We start from the raw sequence: 20,163 nt of genomic DNA on the forward strand, positions 1-20,163 counted from the left end.
AATCTATCCCGACGTTATAGCCGAGGTTCGTCAACAAGGCGATCCACGACGAGTTCCTCGACGAACCTCGCATATTTAGGAGAAATTTCTCCGGCCAGGGGCATGAGCACGGCGGCGGCAGACCAGGCGGTGGCTTGCCGCAACAGGGATTCGGCATTCGTTATTCCCGCCGCTAACGAGACCGCGACGGCTGCCACGGCCGCATCCCCGGCACCCGTGGCGTTGCCCGCCAGCACTCGCGGTAGTCGTGCGTGCAACGATGAAAGCGGATGCTCGCGCGAGACGGCAAGCATGCCCCGCTCACCAAGCGACACCAGGACTAGTCCTGCGCCCAACCGCACCAGAGCACGGGCGCCATTGACCGGGTTGTCGATCCCGGTGGCAGCGGCAAGTTCCTCACGATTCGGCTTGAGCACAGAGGCACCGGAACGTGCTGCGGCCAGGAGCCCCGGCCCAGACGTATCGATGATGCTCGGAATCCCGCGTTCGCGCGCCAGGTCCACCAGCTGTGCATAGAAGGTGTCATCGGCACCGCTCGGCAGACTGCCGGACCCCACCAGGCATCGAGCGCCGGCCAGGGCAGCCGTCGTTCCCGCGGTCAGGCTGAGCCACTCCTGCGGCGTGTGGTTCTGGCCGTGCTCGTTCAAGATCGTGGTTTGTTCGCGGTCAGAATCAACGAGAGCGATGGTTCGCCGGGTGTCAGACTGCACGGAGACGATCTGATGGCGAATGCCCGCCTGCACGAGGTCATCAACGAGTGCTTGACCGGTGCGGCCTCCGGCCGTCGCGACAGCCAACACGGGATGACCCTGCTGGTGGATGACCCGCGCCACGTTGAGTCCTTTACCGCCGGCACGAGCGACAGCGGTGGGCACCCGGTTGGTTTCCCCAAAACGGATGTCCGGGTGCAAGTACGTGAGGTCCACCGCGGAATTCGGCGTGACCGTGACGATCACGGGCGCATCCCCGCAGCAACTGCGGCAGCACGGGCATGCAGCGCCGCCCCGAGAAGTCCGGCATTTTCACCGATACTGGCCGCGACAACGACCGGCAGTCGTTGGAAGCTCAGGAGGTTGTCAACGCGCGTTCGCAGCGGGACCAAAAGTGCGTCACCGGCCTGAGCAAGCCCGCCGCCGATCACAATGGCCTCGGGGGCCAGCACCGCTGCCAGCTGCGCAATGCTCAAAGCGAGGGCGTCGAGGGCGTCGTTCCAGATCGACTGGGCTTCGGAATCGCCGTTGCGGGCTCGCTCAATGATTTCTTTGGCGCCGGGCATCTTCGATCCCGTCGCCCGCTCGTAGCGGCGCACGATGGCACCAGCCGATGCAATAGTTTCGAGACAGCCGGTCGAACCGCAGGCGCACAGTTCGCCCGCCGGGTCGACGATGGAGTGCCCCAGCTCACCGGCGTATCCTCCCGCCGAATGGGGTCGCCCCCCGATGAACAGCGACGCCGCAATGCCGGTGCCGATCACGACGACGGCCACATCGCGGTATGGCAGGGCTGCGCCGAGCCGGAATTCCGCTTCCCCGGCTGCACGGACATCGTGGGAAAACGAGGCCGGCATGCCCAGACGTTTCTCGGCGAGATGTTTGAAGGGGGCATCGGCCCACTGCAAATTGGCCGCGTGGATCCCGATACCCCGATCGTCATCGACGATGCCCGGGGCGATAAGCCCGACCGCCAGTGGTTGCACGAGCGGAAAGTCCGCCGCAAAACCGGCGGTGAGCTCCGCAATTTCTTGCATCACGGCATCGACGGTGTGCACACCACGATGCGGTGTGGGGACGCGGGTCAGACCGAGCATGGCACCGGACGCATCGAACAGCGCGGCCTTGATGTCGGTTCCACCAATGTCGAAGGCGACGACGGCTGCACCATCCCCGAGGGGCTCAATTGAGACGGCCGCGGGAAAGTTGGTCACGAGTCGAGTATGACTGACCGCGTCAGGCTCCGAGGCAGGTCGGGGTTGAGGCCCTTGGCGCGGGCGCGGAGCAGAGCCAGTTTGTGCACGCGCACGAGGTTGGCGAGCGGGTCGAGGGCGCTCGTTTCGAAGCGTGCGCCGGTGGCGAGCACATCCTCTCGAATACCAGTGGGCGCCGCGCCGAACATCCAGGTGATGCGCCCGGGGGCGGCGATGCTGATTGGACCGTGTCGATATTCCATCGCGGGGTAAGACTCGGTCCAGGATTGCGTCGCCTCGCGCATTTTGAGTGCGGCCTCGTGAGCCAGACCGACGGTCCAGCCCCGGCCGAGAAAGGTGATCTGTTCTGCGCCGATGATCCCGTCATCGAGTTCGTCGGCGACCGCCAACTCGGCGTCAGCGATGGCCGTGCTGAGGTCTTCGCCGAGGCTCGCGCGCAGAAAGGCGAGCGCCGTGGTCGCGAATCGAGTCTGCACGACCGACTGCTCATCGGCGAACGGCAGGGTGATGAGGTCATCCACCTCGTCAACGAACGGCGAGGTCGTGTCGCCGACGATTCCAATGATCCGAGTTCGACCGCGGTGTGCCTTCACAATGTCGAGCACTTCAGTCGTGGTCCCGGAGCGAGTGAGGGCAATGATGGCGTCATAATCGCGATCGACAAAGGCCTCGGAGGCCGAGAAAGCGTCCGTCACCCCGTGGCCGGCGCCCTCGCGCAAGGCCGCGTAGGACTGGGCCATGAACCAGGAAGTGCCGCAGCCAACCATGGCGACCTTCTGCCCAGGAGCGGGGAGCAGCCGCTGTTCAGCGGTCATCGCAACGGCACGCGCCCAGGTCTCGGGTTGTGAGGCCAGTTCCGTCGCGATGTGTTCTTCGGTGGATGTCGTCATGACCGTGGCTCCTCGGTAAGTTGTGGATCTTTCGGATTGATTGGTTGCGATCATTCAGGTGGAATGAGGCTGATCTGAAAATTCGCGGTCATTTCTGACTGTTAATGATTGTAGAGCTAGAAAATCAATCACTAGCAACTACTCTAAGTGTTTTTTAACGTCACGTAACGATCTGATATCAACAGTTGTGCCGACACGACCCGAGCGCCAAACTAGTCAAAACCTGAATGGATGTGACTGTTCAGGTGCTTTTACAGTCAACAAGCATCATCAGACGATAAGGAAATCAGACATGAAGAAGTCTCTGCGATTGGGTGGCATCGTCGTGACAGCGACGCTGGCCACGATGTCACTAGCCTCCTGTGGTTTTGGTGGCGGCAACGCATCGGGCGGGTCCGGTGGATCGGGCACGACCGTGAACCTGTTGGTCCCCAGCTACTCGGACAACACGCAGGCACTGTGGGAAGGCGTCATCTCCGACTTCGAAGTCGCCAACAGCGATATCACGGTAAACCTCGAGGTGCAGTCCTGGGACAACCTGACCGATGTCATCACGACCAAGGTTCAGGGAAACGCAGCGCCCGACATCATGAACGGCGGCCCGTTTGCGGGTTTTGCCGCGGATGACCTGCTGTACCCAATCGACGAAGTGGTGTCGGCCGACACCCTCGCTGATTTCCAGTCCTCGTTTGTTGAGAACGCTTCCGTCGACGGCGTCCAATTCGGCGCGCCCCTGCTCGCCTCGGCCCGTGCGCTTTTCGTCAACGAAGACCTGTTGGCACAGGCCGGCGTGACCGCAGTCCCGACGACATGGAGTGAGCTGCTGGATGCGGCCACGAAGATTTCCGCCATCGGCGGGGGAGTAGCCGGGTACGGACTGCCGCTCGGGTCCGAAGAGGCACAGGCGGAATCGGCGGTCTGGTTCTACGGTGCCGGTGGCGGTTTCGGTGATGCCAGTGCGATCACGATCGACACCCCCGAAAACCTCGAGGCTGCCAAGTTCATTCAGACGATGGTCGACGCCGGCGCGACGCAGGCGGATGCGGGAGCTACTGACCGCAGCCCTCTCATGGACGTCTTCGTCCAGGGCAAGATCGGTATGATCATCGGGCTTCCGCCGACGGTCGGTCAGATCGCTGAGGGCAATGCTGCACTCAACTACTCCGTGAACCCCATCCCCACGGTTGACGGCAAGGCCTTCACCCTCGGGGTCGCCGATCACCTCATGGCATTCAAGAATGACGGATCCAAGCAGGAAGCCATCACGAAGTTCCTGGACTTCTTCTACGCTGCTGACCAGTACGTACCGTGGGTGACCGCCGAGAACTTCCTCCCGACCACCCAGTCCGGTTCCGACGCGATGGGCGACACTCCGGCCTTGGCGCCGTTCATCGAGGCGCTGCCCGGTGCTCAGTTCTACCCGAGCACGAACCCCAACTGGTCGGCGACGGATGCCGCGTTCAAGAGCTTGATCGGGCAGTTGGCCCAAGGCAAGGATGCGCAGACCGTTCTCACCGAAATCCAGGCCAAGTCAGACGAAGGCTAGCGGCCTTCGCGCCGTGCGCGACCTCGCTCCAAGTTGATCACAAGGAATATCGGTGGATTAGGAAATGACTCAAACAATTCATGAACCACCGACCCAGACGGGGACGGCCACCGGCCGTCCCCGTTCGGGGCCTGCGCGTCAGCGTGCAGCAGCGGGTACCCGCCTGTCCGATCTGATCTCCGCTTTGCCGTGGATCGGGCCGGCACTCGTCCTGATCTTCGGCGTCGTACTCTTCCCTGCCGTCGTCATGTTCTACAACTCCACCAGGGACATCAGCCTGAGCGGTCTCGACAAGGGTCCCGTCGGGTTTGCCAACTATGCAACGCTCCTTGAATTCACCCCGCTCGGCGGAATCATGCTGCGCACCCTGATCTGGGTCGTTGCCGTCGTGGCTCTCACCGTTCTCATCTCGCTGGTCCTGGCCCAGTTTCTCAACAAGTCATTTCCCGGGCGCCAGATCGTGCGCCTCGCCGTCATCATCCCCTGGGCAGCGAGCGTGGTGATGACCACGCTCGTGGTCTACTACGGGCTCGAAGGGTACATCGGCATCATCAACAAGTTTCTCGTCGACATCCAACTGATCGACGGACCATACGGCTGGACCAAGAACCCGGTCAGTGCCTTCAGCTGGTCGATCGGCATTGCAGTTTTCGTCTCCCTCCCTTTCACGACCTACACGATTCTCGCCGGTCTGCAATCGGTACCCGGCGATATTCTCGAGGCCGCCAAAATGGACGGTGCCGGTCGCATCCGCACCTATTTCGGGATAGTCCTTCCACAACTGCGCGGTGCATTATCCGTAGCTGTCTTGATCAACATCATTAACGTCTTCAATTCGCTGCCGATCCTCAAAATCATGACCGGGTCGATTCCCGGCTACGACGCTGACACGGTCATGACGATGATTTTCAAGTACATCCAGAATGAGCACAAGATCGACGTGGCCAGCGCGCTGAGCGTCGTTGCCTTCCTGATCGTGATCGTGATCGTGGCGATCTACGTCAAGGTCGTCAAGCCTATGAAAGAGGTCTGATTATGACCGCCCTGCTTACGTCGGCGCCGCGCGCTGCCCGCAAACCTCGATACACGGCTGATCAGGTTCCGCTTTCGACAGTGATCTGGCGCATGGTTGCCGGCGCCGTGGTGCTGCTCATTTTCGTGATTCCCTACCTGATCATGTTCTTCGGGTCAGTCAAGACAAAGAGCGAGATTCGTTCGGTTGAGCCCACCTATTTCCCCACGGAATGGCACTGGGAGAACTACCTCACCATGTGGTTCACACCCGAGACCCCGCTGGTGCAGAACCTCATCTCGACGATTGTCATCTCCGTTTTCGCAACTCTTCTGGTACTTCTCGTTGCACTACCGGCCGCTTATTACACGGCCAGGGCGCGCTTTCCCGGACGCCTGGTCTTCATGTTCCTGGTGATTGTGACCCAGATGCTGCAGCCGGCCGTTCTCACCTCCGGCCTCTTTCGTCAGTTCGGGTTCCTGGGCATTTCCGATACCTGGCTCGCCATGATCTTGATCAACGCGGCGTTCAATCTGTCCTTTGCTGTGTGGATCATGCATAGCTTTTTTGCTGGAATCCCGAAGGAAGTAGACGAAGCCGCGCAATTGGATGGAGCGGGTCGCCTCACGGTGTTGTTCAAGATCAACCTCCCCCTCGTCTGGCCGGGCATCGTCACCGCAATCGTGTTCACCTTCGTGGCCTGCTGGAACGAATTCGCCGCAAGCCTGGTCATCCTCTCGACGGCGGGCAACCAGCCCATGGCCGTTGCCCTGACCAAGTTCGTGGGGCAGTACGAAACCAGCTGGCACTACGTCTTCGGTGTTTCCATCGTCGCCATCGTGCCGGTCGTGGTGCTCTTCATGCTCATTGAAAAACGCCTCATCGGTGGTCTCACCGCTGGCAGCGTCAAGTAACCAATCAAGTTCTCGGAGACCGAATGACGTTAGTCCTCACCCGAAGCCTCATGGATTCGGCCTATCAGCGCGGGGTTGCTATTGGGGCGTTCAACGTGCTCCATCTCGAGACGGCCGAGGCGCTCGTCGCAGCAGCCGAGCAGGCCGAACTTCCGGTCATACTTCAAATCTCAGAAAACTGCGCCCAGTATCACGGCGGACTCGAACCGATCGCTCTATCCACCCTGGCGGTGGCGCGAGCGTCAGCCGTCGAGGTCGCAGTGCATCTCGACCACGCCCAGAATGAAGAACTCGTCTACGAGGCGATCGAACTCGGCTTTGGGTCCGTGATGTACGACGGAGCGCATCTGGGATTTGATGAAAACGTCGCGATCACGGCGCGAATCACCCAGTACGCGCAGTCTCGCGGCGTGTATGTGGAGGCTGAACTGGGTGCGGTTGGCGGCAAAGATGGCGCCCATACACCGGGCGTGCGAACGGACCCGGGTGAAGCAGCCGCGTTTGTGCGCAGCACCGGTGTCGACGCACTGGCAGTAGCAGTCGGTTCATCGCACGCCATGACGGAACGCGTGGCAGCAGTCGACTACAGCTTGATCGCGCGACTGCGGGCCGCTCTCGACGTGCCCTTGGTCCTGCACGGGTCATCCGGCATTGCCGATGAGAACATCGTGAAGGCGATTCGAGCCGGCATGACCAAGATCAACGTCTCGACGCAGCTGAACAAACACTTCACCGAGGCGATTCGCGGTTATCTCGCAGCGAATGCCGCGGTTGTTGACAGCCGCAGGTACGGGGCAGCCGGACGTGCCGCCGTTGTACAGGAAGCAGCCCGCCTGGTGCGACTTTTCGCCGCGTAGGTTATCCCTTGACCGCCCCAGCAGTCAGCCCCTGCACGATGTATCGGCTGGCGAAGGCGAACAAGACCATGGTCGGAATGATCGTCAAAACCGCTGCCGCTGACATCGAGCCCCAGTCGATGTTGAAGCTTGAGATGAACCCATTCAGGGCAGTCGGAATCGTCTTGTTTTGGTCACGGTTCATCAGCGTGACCGAGAGAAACAACTCGTTCCAGCAGTTTACGAAATTGAAGATGAACGCGGCGACGATCCCGGGCTTCATAACGGGAACGATGACTCTGAAGAGTGCGCCCAGCCGGGAGCATCCGTCGATCATTGCCGCTTCTTCCAACGCATCCGGCACGTTGGCGAAGAACCCGCGCAGCATCACCGTGCAAAACGGTATGCAAATCGCGATGTAGACGAGCACGAGTCCGAACTTATTGTCGACCAACCCCAGCTGCGACATCATCAGGTAAAGCGGGCCCAGGGCGATGAACGCCGGGATCATCTGGGTGACCAGAAACGCCATCATCAGCGCGCCCTTGCTGCGAAATTCGAACCGGGCAAGGACATATGCCGAGAGCAAAGAAATGAGCGTCGCGACGGTGGCGGCCACCGCAGCGATCACGAGGCTGTTGGCAAGATAGGTGCCGAACTGCGCCTTGCTAAAGAGGTTCACGTAGTTCTCGAGCGAGAAGACTTCTGGCCAGTAGGTCAGCGGAAAGCTGAAGATCGCCCCGGGGCCTTTGAACGACGTGATCGTGATCCAGTAGAGCGGAAAGATCGTGATTGCGAGCCAGATCGCGAGAAAAACGATGCGAATGGTGCGGGCCAGCCGGGTTTCCCTGTCGATCATGTGGTGACCGCTTTCTTCTCGCGAATCGCAAGGAGGTAGAAGATGGAGAAGATAAGCAGGATCCCCACGACAATGAGTCCCAGAGCGGATGCCTGCCCGTAGTCGCCGCGTTGGGTCGTCGCAATCATCCAGGTCGTGATGATGTGGGTCTGATTCGCTGGACCGCCGCCGGTCATGCCGAAGATGATGTCGGGAAAATTGAAGATCCAAATCACACGCAGCAGAACCGTCAGCGCGAGCGTGGTGCGAATGTAGGGAATGGTGATCCGAAAGAGAGTTCGCGTTTTTCCTGCACCGTCGAGGGCTGCGGCCTCGAAGAGCTCCTCCGGAACGGATTGAAGAGCGGCAAGGATCATGATCGTGAAGAATGTAACGCCGTACCAGACGTTCGCGATGATGATGGCGACCATGGCCGTCGTTGGGTCAGCGAGCCACGGTATCGCTTGATCGGTGAGGCCGACTTTCGACAGTAGGTCATTGATCACGCCGAATTCACTGTTGAACATCCACCGAAACAAGATGCCGATCAGAAAACCGGAGATCGCCCACGGGAAAAAGATCAGGGCTTGGTAAAGTCCTCGAAAGGCAAATTTACGTCGGAGCCAAAGCGCGAGAGCAAAACCAATCACGAACTGCGGCACGAGAGAAGCCACGACCCAGACAGCTGTATTTCTCAGCACGGTGTAGAAGACCGGATCGGTCAGAATCGCCGCGAAGTTTTTGAATCCCACCCAGGAGGTGTCGGTGAGATTGCTCAGGTTCCAATTGCGGAACGCCATCTGGCTGCCCGCGATCATCGGGTAATACACAAAGATGATCACGAATATCAGGGCGGGGGAGAGAAACGCCAGAATAGTCAGGCTTTTGCGAACGGTGAAAGTGCGCCGTTGCGAACGTCGTGTTCCCGGGGCCGGCCGTCGTGGAGCGCTCGGCGAAGTCGCCGCGCGCTCCAGTGTTTCGGTACGTGGAGACGTCATGGAAGTTCCGCCTAGGCGTTCTTCCACTTTTCGACCCAGTAGGCATCCCAGCTGGCGAGAAGTTCCTTCTGAGTCATCTGGCCGATGAGCACCTGCTGTAGTTCAGAGTCGGACTTCTGGATCCAGTCGGTCCACCATGAAGAATCGCGCGGCTGGACGGCAGTGATGTAGGTATCGGGATTCTCGTTCATGGTTACGTAGCTGGCCCACGCGCCGGTCTTGTAGAAGTCGCTGTCTGCGGCGTCTTTCAGAATGGAAACGAGGCTGTTCTTCTGCGTGAAAGTGGTCGACGCATCGCCTTCCGACAGGAAGGAGATCAACTTGGCCGACTCGGCCTTGTGCTCGCTGGACTCTGCAGTGCCCCAGCCGGCGGTGGCCATGGGCTGAATCGCCTTACCCGTCGGTCCGGTCGGCATCGGGGCCGTTGTCCACTGATCGACGCTGATCGACTGCGCTTGTTCGAGGGTCGCGATTACTTCCGGATCCTGTAAGAGGAATCCCGTGGAACCGTTGGCGAACCCCTCCACCATTTCTGGGTACCCCCAGGCGACCGACGAGGGTGGCGACGCATTCTCGAAGAGAGCGAAGTAGGTCTCAAGGGCGTCAGCAGCTTCTGGCGCGGCAAAGATCGTGCTGCCGTCGGTGAGCTTAAAAGCATTGTCCTGGTCGATCTGGTCCGCTACGTAAGCCTCGATCGCCAGTACAACGTTAGTATTGCCGTTCTTGCCGCCGCGAAAAGCGTAGCCGAACTGACTCTTCGACTCGTCCTGCAAGGCCGTGGCCTGCGTGAGAAGTTCGTCCCAGCTGGTGGGTGGTGCCGAGAAGCCGGCCTCCTTGATGAGGTCGGTTCGGTAGAACAGGCTCGCACCATAAAAACCGTAGGGAATGTAATATGACTTGCCGTCCGCGTTGGTCGCGTACTTGGCAGCGTTCACGGTCAGGTCGTCCCAGCCGTCCCAGCCGGCAAGTTCATCGGACATGTCGTACAGCCAGCCGTTGGTGGAAAACGGTCCAACCGTGATGTCGCGCACCTCAAGAACGTCGACCCCGGTACCAGACTGAAGCATCTGCTGAATCTTCTGGTCGGCCTGCTCGGTGGGAGGGGAGATCAATTCCACGGTAATTCCGGGGTTCTTCGCTTCGAAATCTGAGATCAGACCCTTGAGTACGTCGGTTCGGGCCGGGTTGGTCAGGCTTTCAACCATCTGCAGGTTGACGGTGCCATCCGCAGCATCCGAGGCGGCAGAGCACCCCGAAAGCGCCAGGGCCGTAGCGAGCCCCAGGCCGGTCCATGCACACGTTTTCTTGTGAATCACAGCATTCCTCTTTTCATTGAGATCGGACGATTCTTGAGGTCAACGCCCTATGACGATGGTGTAGCAGAAGGGACCTGGGCCCATTCGGTGAGTGCGGCAACGCAGTGCTCAACGAAATAGTCAAAGTCGGCAGCAGTGTTGTAGACATGCACCGACAAACGGAAGTAGCCGATCCCGCCGAAGCTCGTAAAGGCACCTTCGACGCCCAGTTCACGTAAGACTCGATCGCGGAGCGCGTCCGCTTCGTCGTGGGTCGTGGCGATCCCGTCGGGCAGACGAACGAGTCTGAGCGCGTTGACCGGCATGCCGACATCTACGTGATGGTCTTCGCCGGTAATCGCACCAAAAGCAGCGGTGATGGTCTCTTCGGCGTAGTCCGCAAGATCCGACATGTAGGTGCGCACGGCATCCCATCCCCAAGTTCGCCCGATGAAATCCAGGGCCGTCGTCGTGGCGAGGTAGCTCGTGAGGTCTAAGGTACCTTGGGTGTCGAAGCGGTCGGGGAAGGGCTCGGTAGCGCCCCAGGAATCAATGAGTGGATATAGCTCAGCCGCCAGTGGGCCCCGGGCGACCAGAACGGATGTGCCGCGCGGGGCGCAGCCAAATTTATGAAGATTCCCGATCCAGAAGTCACAATCCAGCTTATTGAGCGGGTCCTCGTACAGCCCTGGCACGTGCGCTCCGTCGACGAGGAGCGGGATTCCACGACGGCGCGCCTCGCGGGCGACGGATTGTACCGGCAAGAATCGGGCGGTGGGAGAAGAAATATGGTCGACAATAATCAGCCCGGTGGCAGCGCTGAGCTCGGCCACAATGGCCTCATAAGCCTCGGCTGCGGTGGCATCCAGCGGAATATGCGCCGTACGTACCGTGCCGTTCCAGCGGCGGGCCAACCGCTCGGCACCCATGGTGACAGCTCCGTACCCGTGGTCGGTGACGACGATCTCCAGTCCGATCTTCGCCGGAAGGCTGGAGAAGACCACGCTTGCTCCGGCACTCGCATTGGGCACGAGGGCGGTGTCGTTTTCGCTTACGCCGAGAAACTTGGCAACTTCGCGGCGGGTGCTTTTCACCATGGCCGGCAGCGCTGGAAACCACGCTACCGGGTTGGCATCCATCTGCGCGCGGAGTTGATTTTGATGTTCCTGGGCGACGACGGGCACAGCACCAAACGACCCGTGGTTGATGTGGATGGTTCGTGGATCGAGAGACCAGGCGGCCCGGGCTGGACGGCCGTCCGAAAGTGTCAATCCACGCGGTGGCGCGACTGGAGAGGTCAGCATGTGCTTCCTATTTCAATGTTCGTGGCTCGCAAACTATGACAAGACGTGTGATGACTCTCTGGATCACCCCACTTTCATGGCTGTTTTCAGGACTCTATCGGGATTGTTCCAAAAAGTCATCAGATGAGTTGAGATAAAGTGTTGTCGGGTGAGGAACGTGTCAGCTCGCCTCCCGCTTAGAATTAGTTGGGGTTATCGGTAGTGGCGATTGGACGAAAGGATCCACGCATGTCGGCAGTAGACATCGCGTTCCACGGATTGCGTCACATGATCGCGTCCGGACGTCTCGGCGCTGGAGAGAAGTTTCCATCGGAGACCGCTCTCTTGAGTGAACTCGGCGTATCGCGCGGGTCTCTTCGTGAAGCAGTGCGCATGCTGTCGGCCCTGGGCGTGATCGAGTCACGGCATGGGTCGGGAACATACGTTTCTCAGTTGCGTCCCGAGGAAATCATGGGGAGTTTGGCGCTGACCGTCGACCTTCTGCCGCTGTCTGGACTCTTGGACATGTACGAATTGCGAGGTGTCCTCGAGTCGCATACTGCGGCCCAGGCGGCTGCTCGAATAAGTCCGGAGCAAACCGCGGAGCTTTTCGACTTGGTCGAGGCCATGGAGGCCGCCGCCGACCCCGAAATTGCCCCCGAGCTTGATGCTCAATTTCACGCGTTGATTGATCGGATCAGTGGCAACCCCACACTGACCGTTCTGCTGGGCGTCTTTCGCGCCCGTTCGCGCGCCTATCAACTGTTCGCGCTGCCGGAAGGCGCGGAAATCCGGCGCGTCAGCGACCATGGCCATCGGACCATCTTCAACGCAATCGTCTTGCATGATCCTGCTGCGGCATCTGCCGCCGCGGCGTCCCACGTGGCCCAAACGGTCGAGTGGCTGCGCTTTTATCAGCCGGCCGTGCGCACTCCGTAGCGGGTCGCCCTCACTCCGCATTCGGCCGTTGCTGAGTGGAATATTGCAGCGCGACGCAGCCAGCAACGGTGCCCGAGTCGTTGACAACACCGCGCCAACGTGTCTACTCTGAACTCAGACGTAATTATGCAAACGACTTGCATAATTCGCCCTACGAGGTGAGGGGACCGCCATGGCACTGCATGAACGTGAAATGCTGGCCTTTCGCCGGCGCAATTCCGCCGCCTGCATCGGCGCCCTGCGCGACCACGGCGTGCTCACGGTCAGCGAACTGGCCAGCCTCACCGGACTCTCCCGCCCCACCGTCGAGTCGATCGTCGCCGAATTCGAAACCAACGGCCTGGTCACACACGAGCAGCAGACCACCACCGCAGCCAAGGGCCGTCCCGCCCGCCGCGTCGCGTTCAACGCCTCCGCCGGCTACGTCGCCGGCCTCGACCTCGGCCTGCACCGGGTTACCGTGCTGGTCAGCGACCTCGCCGGCACCATCGTCGCCACCGCCCTGCACGACATCACGACCGACATCACGACCGACATCACCGGCTCCGAACTCCTCGCCCTCGCCGCCGCGACCCTGAAACGCGCACTCGCAGAACTCGACGCCAGCCGGCTCACCGCCGTCACGGTGTGCATTTCGGGCATAGTGGATGCCTCCGGCCGCGTTCTGCAGAGCAACGTACTGCCCGAATGGAGCGGCCTCGACCTCGCTGCGAGCCTCAGTGAACAGCTCGGCTGCCAGGTGTCCGTCGAAAACGATGTCAATATGGCCGCCCTCGGCGAACTGCACGCCGGCGCGGCACAAAACGCCGACGATGTCGTCTTCATCATGGTCGGCCACCGCGTGAGCGCCGCCATCATCCTCGGCGGAGCGTTGCACCGCGGCCGCAACTTTGCCGCCGGCGAGGTCGGCGACCTCGAATCCACCGGCTGGGGCTACCAGGACGTGCACGAGACCAGCGTGCTCGGCGCGTTCCTCGGCCAAAGCCCCGAAGACGTCTTCGCGGCAGCCCAGGTCGGCGACCCCGACGCCCTCGAGCTGGTCACCCGGTTCGCGCGCCGCATCATCCGCGGTATCGCGGTCGTCGGGCTGACCGTCGACCCCGACCTCATCGTGATCGGCGGCGGGCTGTCCGCCGGGCCGGTGTTGCTCGGCGCGCTGCAGACTGAACTGGCCCTGCTGGTCACCCGCAGCACGCAGCCGCCGCTCGTCTCCTCGGCGCTCGGCCGCACCGGCGTCGCCCTCGGTGGCCTCGTGCGCGCCCTCGAAGTCGTCTCGGAGCGGCTCTACGGCGCGAAAGACATCGCCGTGCCGCGCTTCAGCCTGCCCGCCATCCCTGTCACAGAAGCGGATGCCGAAGCCGCCCGGCCCGAATCAGCCCGGCCCGACCCGACCACCTTCGGCGCCCGCCTCGCAACCCACGCGGCCAGCGCGAACGGCAGCAGCTCGAACGCCAACACCGGCACCGCCACCCACCCACATTCCTGACCATCCATTAAACACGGCAGGGGAACCCAATGAGAAAAATCACCAGACTGGCGCCGCTCGCGCTGGTCGCCGCGCTCGCGCTGACCTCGTGTTCGGCACCCGCAGCATCCGATGAAGCCGTCACCGCAGACTCGGCAGCATCGATCAGCTACGCCATCTGGGACGAAAACCAGATTCCGGCGCTCGAGGCGAACATTGCCGCGTTCAACAAGATTTACCCGAAGATCGAGGTGAAGATCGACATCACCCCGTGGGCGCAGTACTTCACCAAGCTGCAGACCCAGGCGTCCGGCGACACCCTGCCCGACGTGTTCTGGATGAACGGCCCCAACTTTCAGCTCTACGCCGCCAACGACCAGCTCGAACCGATGACCGACCTCATCGACGACGGCGATGTCGACCCGGCCAACTACGTCGAGGTGCTCAACGACCTCTATTCCTTCGACGGTGTGCAGTACGGCATGCCCAAGGACTTCGACACGGTCGCACTCTGGTATAACAAGGCGATTCTCTCCGAGGCCGGCGTCGCAATTCCCGACGAAACCTGGACCTGGGACGACTTCGCTACGGCCGCCAAAACCGTCAGTGACACCCTCGCCGACCAGGGCGTCTACGGCGTCGCGACCGGCCTGACCGGCGGCCAGGAGGGCTACTACAACACGATTCTGCAGGCGGGCGGCAGTATCCTCTCTGAAGACGGCACGTCCAGCGGCTACGACGACCCGAACACGATTCGCGGCCTGCAGTTCTGGGCTGATCTCATTGCCGACGGTTCCAGCCCAAACCTGCAGCAACTCTCCGACACTCCTCACAACGCGTGGTTCACCAGCAGCAAGACCGCGTTCTTCTGGTCCGGCACCTGGAGCGTCGCCGAACTCGCGTCGGCAAGCAACACCCTCGACCTGAACGTGGCCCCGCTGCCTCAGGACGAGAAGCAGGCCACTGTCATCCACGGCCTCGCCAACGTGGTCTCGGCGGGCAGCGAGCACAAGTCGGCCGCACAGGCTTTTCAGGCTTACCTCGGCAGCGAAGAAGCGCAGACCCTGCAGGCCGAAATGGGAGCGGCCAACCCCGCCTTCATCGGCGCCGGCGAAGCCTTCCTCGACTCGGTCGAGCACTTCGACCTCGAGGTGTTCATCGACGAAGCCGACAACTATGCCTACCCATTCCCCATCTCGAAGGACACCGCGGCTTGGACCACGATTGAAAACGAGCTGCTGCCGCAGGCCTTCTCCGGCACTCGCACCGTTGAAGATGTCGCTGACGAGCTCGCCACTCGAATGAACGAAGCGCTGGCCAAGGAATGACCCTGCGCACCGGGAGCGCGGTCGGCGAGAGCCGTGATCCCGCCGACCTCCCGGTGCCCGTAGCAACAACACCGCAAAAGAAGCCAAAGAGCTTCGACGGCTACTGGCCGTGGTTGTTCGTGCTGCCGACCCTGCTCGGTGTGCTCGGCTTCTACATTTGGCCGATCATTCAGACCGGCTACCTGAGCTTCACCGAAACCGGCCCGTTCGGCGGCGAAGAATTCGTCGGCATCGACAACTACCAAACCATGCTGGCCGACGGAAACGTGGCCCAGGCCCTGATCAACACCCTGATCTACACGGTCATCGTGCTGGCCGGCATTCCGATCGCGCTGCTCATGGCCAACTTGGTCAACCAGCCCGGCCTGCGCTTCGCGTCGTTCTATCGCGTGCTGTTCTTCATGCCCTACATCGCGATGCCCACTGCGGTCGCCCTGGTCTGGCGCATGATTTATAACGGTGATTTCGGCATCCTGAACTGGATGCTCTCGCTCGTCGATATCGATGGCCCGTACTGGACCTCGACCCCCGGCTTCGCGATCGTCTCGGTCGGCGTTGTCGGAATGTGGGCGTCGCTCGGGTTCGGGATCATCATTCTCGGTGCTGCCCTGAAAAACATCTCACCGGAGTATTACGAGGCGGCGCAGCTCGACGGCGCCACCAAGTGGAAGCAGTTCACCTCGATAACCGTGCCGCTCGTGACGCCGAGCCTGTTCTTCGTCACGATCATCTCGGTGATCAACGGGTTTCAGCTGTTCGACCTGCTCTACGCCATCATGGGCCAGTACAACCCGGCCCTGGTGCAGAGCCAGTCGCTGGTCTACATCTTCTACAACCAGGCTTTCATTCAAAACGACAAGGGCTATGCCGCGGCGATCGGCATGGTCATTCTCGTAACGATCGGCATCGTCACCTTCTTCCAGTTTCGGATGCAGAAAAAGTGGGTGAACTATGTCTAAACAGTCCCTCTCCCCGGCCCAGCAGGGCGCGAACAGCGTGCGCACCCACCTGGTGCTCGGCATCATCGGCTTCATTATGGTGTTCCCGTTCATCTGGCAGCTCGTCATCTCGCTCTCCACCAACGACCAGGTGATGAGCGTGCCGCCCACCTTCTGGCCGGGCGACCTGCAGTGGGGCAACTTCGTCGACGTCTTCACCAAGCTGCCGTTCTTCGACCAGTTCGGCGTCTCGGTCGGCATCACCGTCATCCGCGTGATCGGCCAGGTCGTGCTGTGCTCGATGGCCGGCTACGCGTTCGCCCGTATGCGGTTTCGCGGCCGTGGAATCTTTCTCGGCGTCATCCTCTCGATTCTCATGGTGCCGCCGCAGGTGTACCTCATTCCGCAGTTCCAGATCATCCAGAACCTCGGCCTGCTCAACACCATCATCGGCATCGCCCTGCCCGGCATCTTCAGCGCCTTTGGCGTGTTCCTGATGCGGCAGATCTTTCTCGGCCTGCCGATCGAACTCGAAGAAGCCGCCCGGCTCGACGGCGCCAACCCGGTCCAAATCTTCTACAAGATCATGCTTCCGCTAGCCACCCCGGGCATCAGCGCCCTGGTCATCATCACGACCCTATGGTCGTGGAACGACCTGCTCTGGCCACTCGTGGTCACGACCTACGCCGAGAAAATGCCGCTCTCGGCCGGCCTGGCGACGCTTGCCGGCAGTATCACGACCGATTACCCGGTCATGATGGCCGCGAGCGTACTCGCGATGGCGCCCGTGCTCATCCTCTTTATTGTTCTGCAGCGTCGCGTCGTCGAAGGCCTCGCCTTCAGCGGCTCGAAGTAGCACCACCCCTTATATGTCTGGACTTCTCGTGAACATTGGCCTCATCGGTGCCGGCGGCATCACCCACGTGCACATTCCGGCCTGGCTCGCCCTCGGCGCGCGGGTCACCGTGTTCTCGCTCGAGGGCGGTGCCGAGGTCGCCGCGCAGTACGGCATCACCGCGGTCGGCTCACTCGATGAGCTGCTCGACGCGTGCGACGTGGTCGACATTTGCACTCCCACTCCAACGCACTATCGCCTCGCCGAACGCGCCCTCCGCGCCGGCAAACACGTCATCTGCGAAAAGCCCATAGCGCTCCACCCAGCGGATGCCGCCGCTCTCGCCGAGCTCGCCGCCTTCGTCGGCAAGCAGCTGCACCCGGCCCACGTTGTGCGCTACTTTCCCGAGTACGCCCTGGCCCGAGGCGCCGTCGCCGCCGGAACGATCGGCGAGCCGGCCATTTTGCGGTTCAGTCGCATCGGCGAGTTTCCCACCTGGGCGAGCTGGTTCGCCGATGAGGAACAGTCCGGCGGAATCGTGCTGGACCAGATGATCCACGACCTCGACATTGCCCGCTGGATCGCCGGCGAGGTCACCGAGGTGTACGCCGTGAAGTCCGTGGGCGACGGATGCGAGACCGCCCAGGTCGTGCTCACTCACGAAAGCGGCGCGCTCAGCTACGTCACCGGAGTCTGGGGCGCGCCCGGCACCACCTTCGCCACGTCCTTCTCGATCGCCGGCTCGACCGGGGTGCTGAAGCACGATTCCCGAGCGGATGCCTCGCTCCGCTTCGACCTCGGCGCGCCCGTCGCCGGCACGCAGTCTATGCGCCCGGACACGTCGCTGGGCGAAAGCCCGTACCTGAGCGAACTGCGGGAGTTCGCCGCCGCGACCCTGGGGGGACCTGCCCCGCGGGTCAGCCTCGCCGACGCCACCCGCGCGGTCGAACTAGCCGCCGCCGCGAACGCGTCGATCGCGTCCGGGCGAAGCGAGTCCGTCGTGCGTGAGACGGTGGCGGCATGAGAGCCGTCGCGAATGCCCGACCGAACGCGTCCGTGCAACCGACCTCCTCGTTGTCCGGGCAAGCCGCGTCGAGCGCGGTCGCGCCGCAGCATCCGCTGTCTGAGCGCCCCCTGCGCGTAGCCCTGATGTCGTTCGCCCACGTGCACGCCGCTGGCTATGCGGCACTGCTACAGTCGATGCCGAACGTCGAGTTGCGCGCCTCCGACCCCGACGGCGGCAACGAGCCGGCCGAACGGCGTGGCCGGGGCCTCGCCGACGACCTCGGCGTCAGCTACGTCGACAGCTACGCCGAACTGCTCGTCTGGCAACCCGACGCCGTCATCGTGACGAGCGAAAACGCCCGGCACCGTCCGTTGGTCGAAGCCGCAGCCCTGGCCGGCGCGGCCGTGCTGTGCGAGAAGCCGTTGGCCACGACCCTGGCGGATGCCCTCGCCATGCAGGCCGCCTGCGACGCGGCCGGCGTCACGCTGATGACCGCTTACCCGGTGCGGTTCTCGCCCGCCTTCGCCCGGCTGCGCGAACTCGTTCAGGCCGGTGGGCTGGGCGCGCTGCTCGCGGCGACCGGCACGAACAACGGTCAGATTCCGGTCGGGGACCGGGCTTGGTTCACCGACCCGGCACTCTCTGGCGGCGGTGCAATGGTCGACCATATCGTGCACGTTGCTGACCTGCTCGATGCCCTGACCGGGCTGACAGCCCAGTTCGTGCGGGCAGTGTCGAACCGCATTCTGCACGCCGACAAGCCCGAGGTTCGCGCCGAAACCGGGGGACTAGTCACGATCAGCTATGCCGGCGGCTTCGTCGCCACGATCGACTGCTCCTGGAGCCAGCCCGACAACGCGCCGACCTGGGGCGGACTGACCCTTCAGGTGGTCGGCACGCGGGGGATCGCGGACATCGATCCGTTTGCGCAGCACGTGGGCGGCGTCGGGGCCGATGAGGCCGTGTTTCTCGGCTACGGCAAGAACACCGACGAACTGCTCCTGAACGAGTTTGTGCACGCGGTGCGTGCCGGGCGGGCGGGGCAGCCCGACGGGGCCGCGGGCATCCGCTCGCTGAAAATCGTGCTTGCCGCGCAGGAGTCGGCGCGCACCGGCGAGGTTGTGTCAATCAGGTAAAACTCGGCCGACAGGTTTGCCCCGATAGCTGAGCTTGCGTCATAATCGCAAGGCGTGCCCGACAGTCGGGCCGAACAGGTACCAGTTCCGAAACCCGAGTCGGAGGCTATACATGTCCGTTCAGTCCACCTTGGAGCGCCACGAGCGCGCACCCGACCCGGCCGGGCCCACCGGCGGCAAGTCCGCCACGCGCACCTTTCGTGGCGACATCGAGGGCCTGCGCGCGGTCGCCGTGATCGTCGTCATCTTCGATCACCTGCTCGGCTGGCCCTCCGGCGGATTCATCGGTGTCGACATTTTCTTCGTCATCTCCGGTTTTCTCATCACGAGCCTGCTGCTCAAGGAGCATGCCCGCACCGGCCGCATCTCCCTCGTCGGCTTCTACCGCCGCCGCATCCGCCGCATCCTGCCGGTCTCGCTCCTCGTACTCGTCGTCACCGTGGCCATCGGCTACCTGCTGCTGCCCGGCGCCCGCGCCTTCAGCACCCTGTGGGACGGCGTCTACTCGGCCCTGTTCGTGGCCAACTGGCACTTCGCCGCCGTCGGTACCGACTACCTGCAGGCCACCAACGCCGTCTCCCCGTTGCAGCATTACTGGTCGCTCGCGGTCGAGGAACAGTTCTACTTCGTCTGGCCGTTCTTGCTCATCGTGATCTTCGCCCGCGACGGGCAGCAGCCCTGGTTATCGCCGCCGGAATCGGACAGCCCGAACAGCGCCTGCTGTTTCTGCTGACCCACCCGGTCAGCCGCTATGTCGGAAAAATCTCCTACTCCCTCTATCTGTGGCACTTTCCGGTCGTGATTCTGCTCGCCACCGTCTTCGCCACCGACTCACCGGTCTACCTGCCACTCACCGTCGTACTCATGGTGGCCCTCTCGGTGTTCTCCTTTCACTTCGTCGAGGACCCCATCCGCCACTCGCTCTGGCTCGAAACTGCCCAAACCCGAAAGCGAGAACGGATGCTCCGCCCCGCCACCAC

At 62.2% G+C, this 20,163-nt stretch carries 19 protein-coding genes; 12 read left to right on the top strand and 7 right to left on the bottom strand.

From position 1 onward, the window contains the following. Positions 1–14 precede the first annotated feature (14 nt). The 3 genes from CXY77_RS11165 to CXY77_RS11175 are packed head-to-tail and all read right to left on the bottom strand — an operon-like array spanning position 15 to position 2,814. Positions 15–956, bottom strand: coding sequence for a 1-phosphofructokinase family hexose kinase (locus tag CXY77_RS11165; protein WP_104130077.1), 942 nt, complete (start codon positions 954–956; stop codon positions 15–17). Then, positions 953–1,924, bottom strand: coding sequence for an ROK family protein (locus CXY77_RS11170; protein ID WP_233197355.1), 972 nt, complete (start codon positions 1,922–1,924; stop codon positions 953–955). Before CXY77_RS11170 ends, CXY77_RS11165 begins: the two co-directional genes overlap by 4 nt. Beyond that, on the bottom strand, positions 1,921–2,814 hold the full coding sequence (locus CXY77_RS11175) for an SIS domain-containing protein (protein WP_092339208.1): 894 nt from the start codon (positions 2,812–2,814) through the stop codon (positions 1,921–1,923). Before CXY77_RS11175 ends, CXY77_RS11170 begins: the two co-directional genes overlap by 4 nt. Before the next feature lie 292 nt (positions 2,815–3,106). On the opposite strand from CXY77_RS11175, the gene CXY77_RS11180 reads away from it, so the two are divergent. The 4 genes from CXY77_RS11180 (at position 3,107) to CXY77_RS11195 (ending at position 7,143) form a co-directional block, all read left to right on the top strand. Then, complete coding sequence (locus CXY77_RS11180; RefSeq protein WP_092339206.1) at positions 3,107–4,360, top strand: extracellular solute-binding protein; 1,254 nt, start codon at positions 3,107–3,109, stop codon at positions 4,358–4,360. A 64-nt stretch (positions 4,361–4,424) separates the two neighbouring features. Continuing rightward, entirely contained in the window at positions 4,425–5,393 is a 969-nt protein-coding gene (locus CXY77_RS11185) for a carbohydrate ABC transporter permease (protein ID WP_092339204.1), read from the top strand. Between the two features lie 2 nt (positions 5,394–5,395). After that, positions 5,396–6,286 carry a carbohydrate ABC transporter permease gene (locus tag CXY77_RS11190; RefSeq protein ID WP_198412720.1) on the top strand — a complete coding sequence of 297 codons (891 nt, stop codon included), beginning with the start codon at positions 5,396–5,398 and terminating at the stop codon, positions 6,284–6,286. A 23-nt stretch (positions 6,287–6,309) separates the two neighbouring features. After that, positions 6,310–7,143 carry a class II fructose-bisphosphate aldolase gene (locus CXY77_RS11195; RefSeq protein ID WP_092339202.1) on the top strand — a complete coding sequence of 278 codons (834 nt, stop codon included), beginning with the start codon at positions 6,310–6,312 and terminating at the stop codon, positions 7,141–7,143. Between the two features lies 1 nt (position 7,144). On the opposite strand, the gene CXY77_RS11200 is transcribed toward CXY77_RS11195, so the two are convergent. Genes CXY77_RS11200 through CXY77_RS11215 form a run of 4 tightly spaced genes read right to left on the bottom strand, consistent with a single transcriptional unit; the run spans position 7,145 to position 11,557 of the window. Further along, positions 7,145–7,981 carry a carbohydrate ABC transporter permease gene (locus CXY77_RS11200; RefSeq protein WP_092339200.1) on the bottom strand — a complete coding sequence of 279 codons (837 nt, stop codon included), beginning with the start codon at positions 7,979–7,981 and terminating at the stop codon, positions 7,145–7,147. Beyond that, a complete protein-coding gene (locus CXY77_RS11205) occupies positions 7,978–8,958 on the bottom strand; it encodes a carbohydrate ABC transporter permease (protein ID WP_104130078.1) in 981 nt (326 codons plus the stop codon). The genes CXY77_RS11200 and CXY77_RS11205 overlap by 4 nt, the downstream gene beginning before the upstream one ends. A gap of 11 nt (positions 8,959–8,969) precedes the next feature. Further along, a complete protein-coding gene (locus CXY77_RS11210) occupies positions 8,970–10,274 on the bottom strand; it encodes a sugar ABC transporter substrate-binding protein (protein WP_233197356.1) in 1,305 nt (434 codons plus the stop codon). Positions 10,275–10,321: 47 nt separating this feature from the next. Continuing rightward, positions 10,322–11,557, bottom strand: coding sequence for an aminotransferase class V-fold PLP-dependent enzyme (locus CXY77_RS11215; RefSeq protein WP_092339196.1), 1,236 nt, complete (start codon positions 11,555–11,557; stop codon positions 10,322–10,324). Between the two features lie 228 nt (positions 11,558–11,785). On the opposite strand from CXY77_RS11215, the gene CXY77_RS11220 reads away from it, so the two are divergent. From CXY77_RS11220 to CXY77_RS11255, 8 genes are all read left to right on the top strand, one after another. After that, the gene (locus CXY77_RS11220) at positions 11,786–12,475 is read left to right on the top strand and encodes a FadR/GntR family transcriptional regulator (RefSeq protein ID WP_092339194.1); all 690 of its coding nucleotides are present in this window, start codon (positions 11,786–11,788) and stop codon (positions 12,473–12,475) included. 172 nt (positions 12,476–12,647) lie between these two features. Further along, positions 12,648–13,961, top strand: a complete 1,314-nt coding sequence (locus CXY77_RS11225) for an ROK family transcriptional regulator (RefSeq protein WP_104089605.1) — start codon at positions 12,648–12,650, stop codon at positions 13,959–13,961. A 29-nt stretch (positions 13,962–13,990) separates the two neighbouring features. Beyond that, the gene (locus CXY77_RS11230) at positions 13,991–15,268 is read left to right on the top strand and encodes a sugar ABC transporter substrate-binding protein (protein ID WP_104089607.1); all 1,278 of its coding nucleotides are present in this window, start codon (positions 13,991–13,993) and stop codon (positions 15,266–15,268) included. After that, on the top strand, positions 15,265–16,227 hold the full coding sequence (locus tag CXY77_RS11235; protein WP_092339188.1) for a carbohydrate ABC transporter permease: 963 nt from the start codon (positions 15,265–15,267) through the stop codon (positions 16,225–16,227). The genes CXY77_RS11230 and CXY77_RS11235 overlap by 4 nt, the downstream gene beginning before the upstream one ends. Then, positions 16,220–17,062, top strand: coding sequence for a carbohydrate ABC transporter permease (locus CXY77_RS11240; RefSeq protein ID WP_092339186.1), 843 nt, complete (start codon positions 16,220–16,222; stop codon positions 17,060–17,062). Before CXY77_RS11235 ends, CXY77_RS11240 begins: the two co-directional genes overlap by 8 nt. Before the next feature lie 13 nt (positions 17,063–17,075). After that, the gene (locus CXY77_RS11245) at positions 17,076–18,065 is read left to right on the top strand and encodes a Gfo/Idh/MocA family protein (RefSeq protein ID WP_092339184.1); all 990 of its coding nucleotides are present in this window, start codon (positions 17,076–17,078) and stop codon (positions 18,063–18,065) included. Beyond that, positions 18,062–19,183, top strand: coding sequence for a Gfo/Idh/MocA family protein (locus CXY77_RS11250; RefSeq protein WP_092339182.1), 1,122 nt, complete (start codon positions 18,062–18,064; stop codon positions 19,181–19,183). The genes CXY77_RS11245 and CXY77_RS11250 overlap by 4 nt, the downstream gene beginning before the upstream one ends. A 112-nt stretch (positions 19,184–19,295) precedes the next feature. Further along, entirely contained in the window at positions 19,296–19,916 is a 621-nt protein-coding gene (locus tag CXY77_RS11255; RefSeq protein WP_092339180.1) for an acyltransferase, read from the top strand. Positions 19,917–20,163 lie beyond the last annotated feature (247 nt).

The sequence above is a fragment of the Cryobacterium sp. N21 genome, from assembly GCF_002929575.1.
Taxonomy (GTDB): domain Bacteria; phylum Actinomycetota; class Actinomycetes; order Actinomycetales; family Microbacteriaceae; genus Cryobacterium; species Cryobacterium flavum.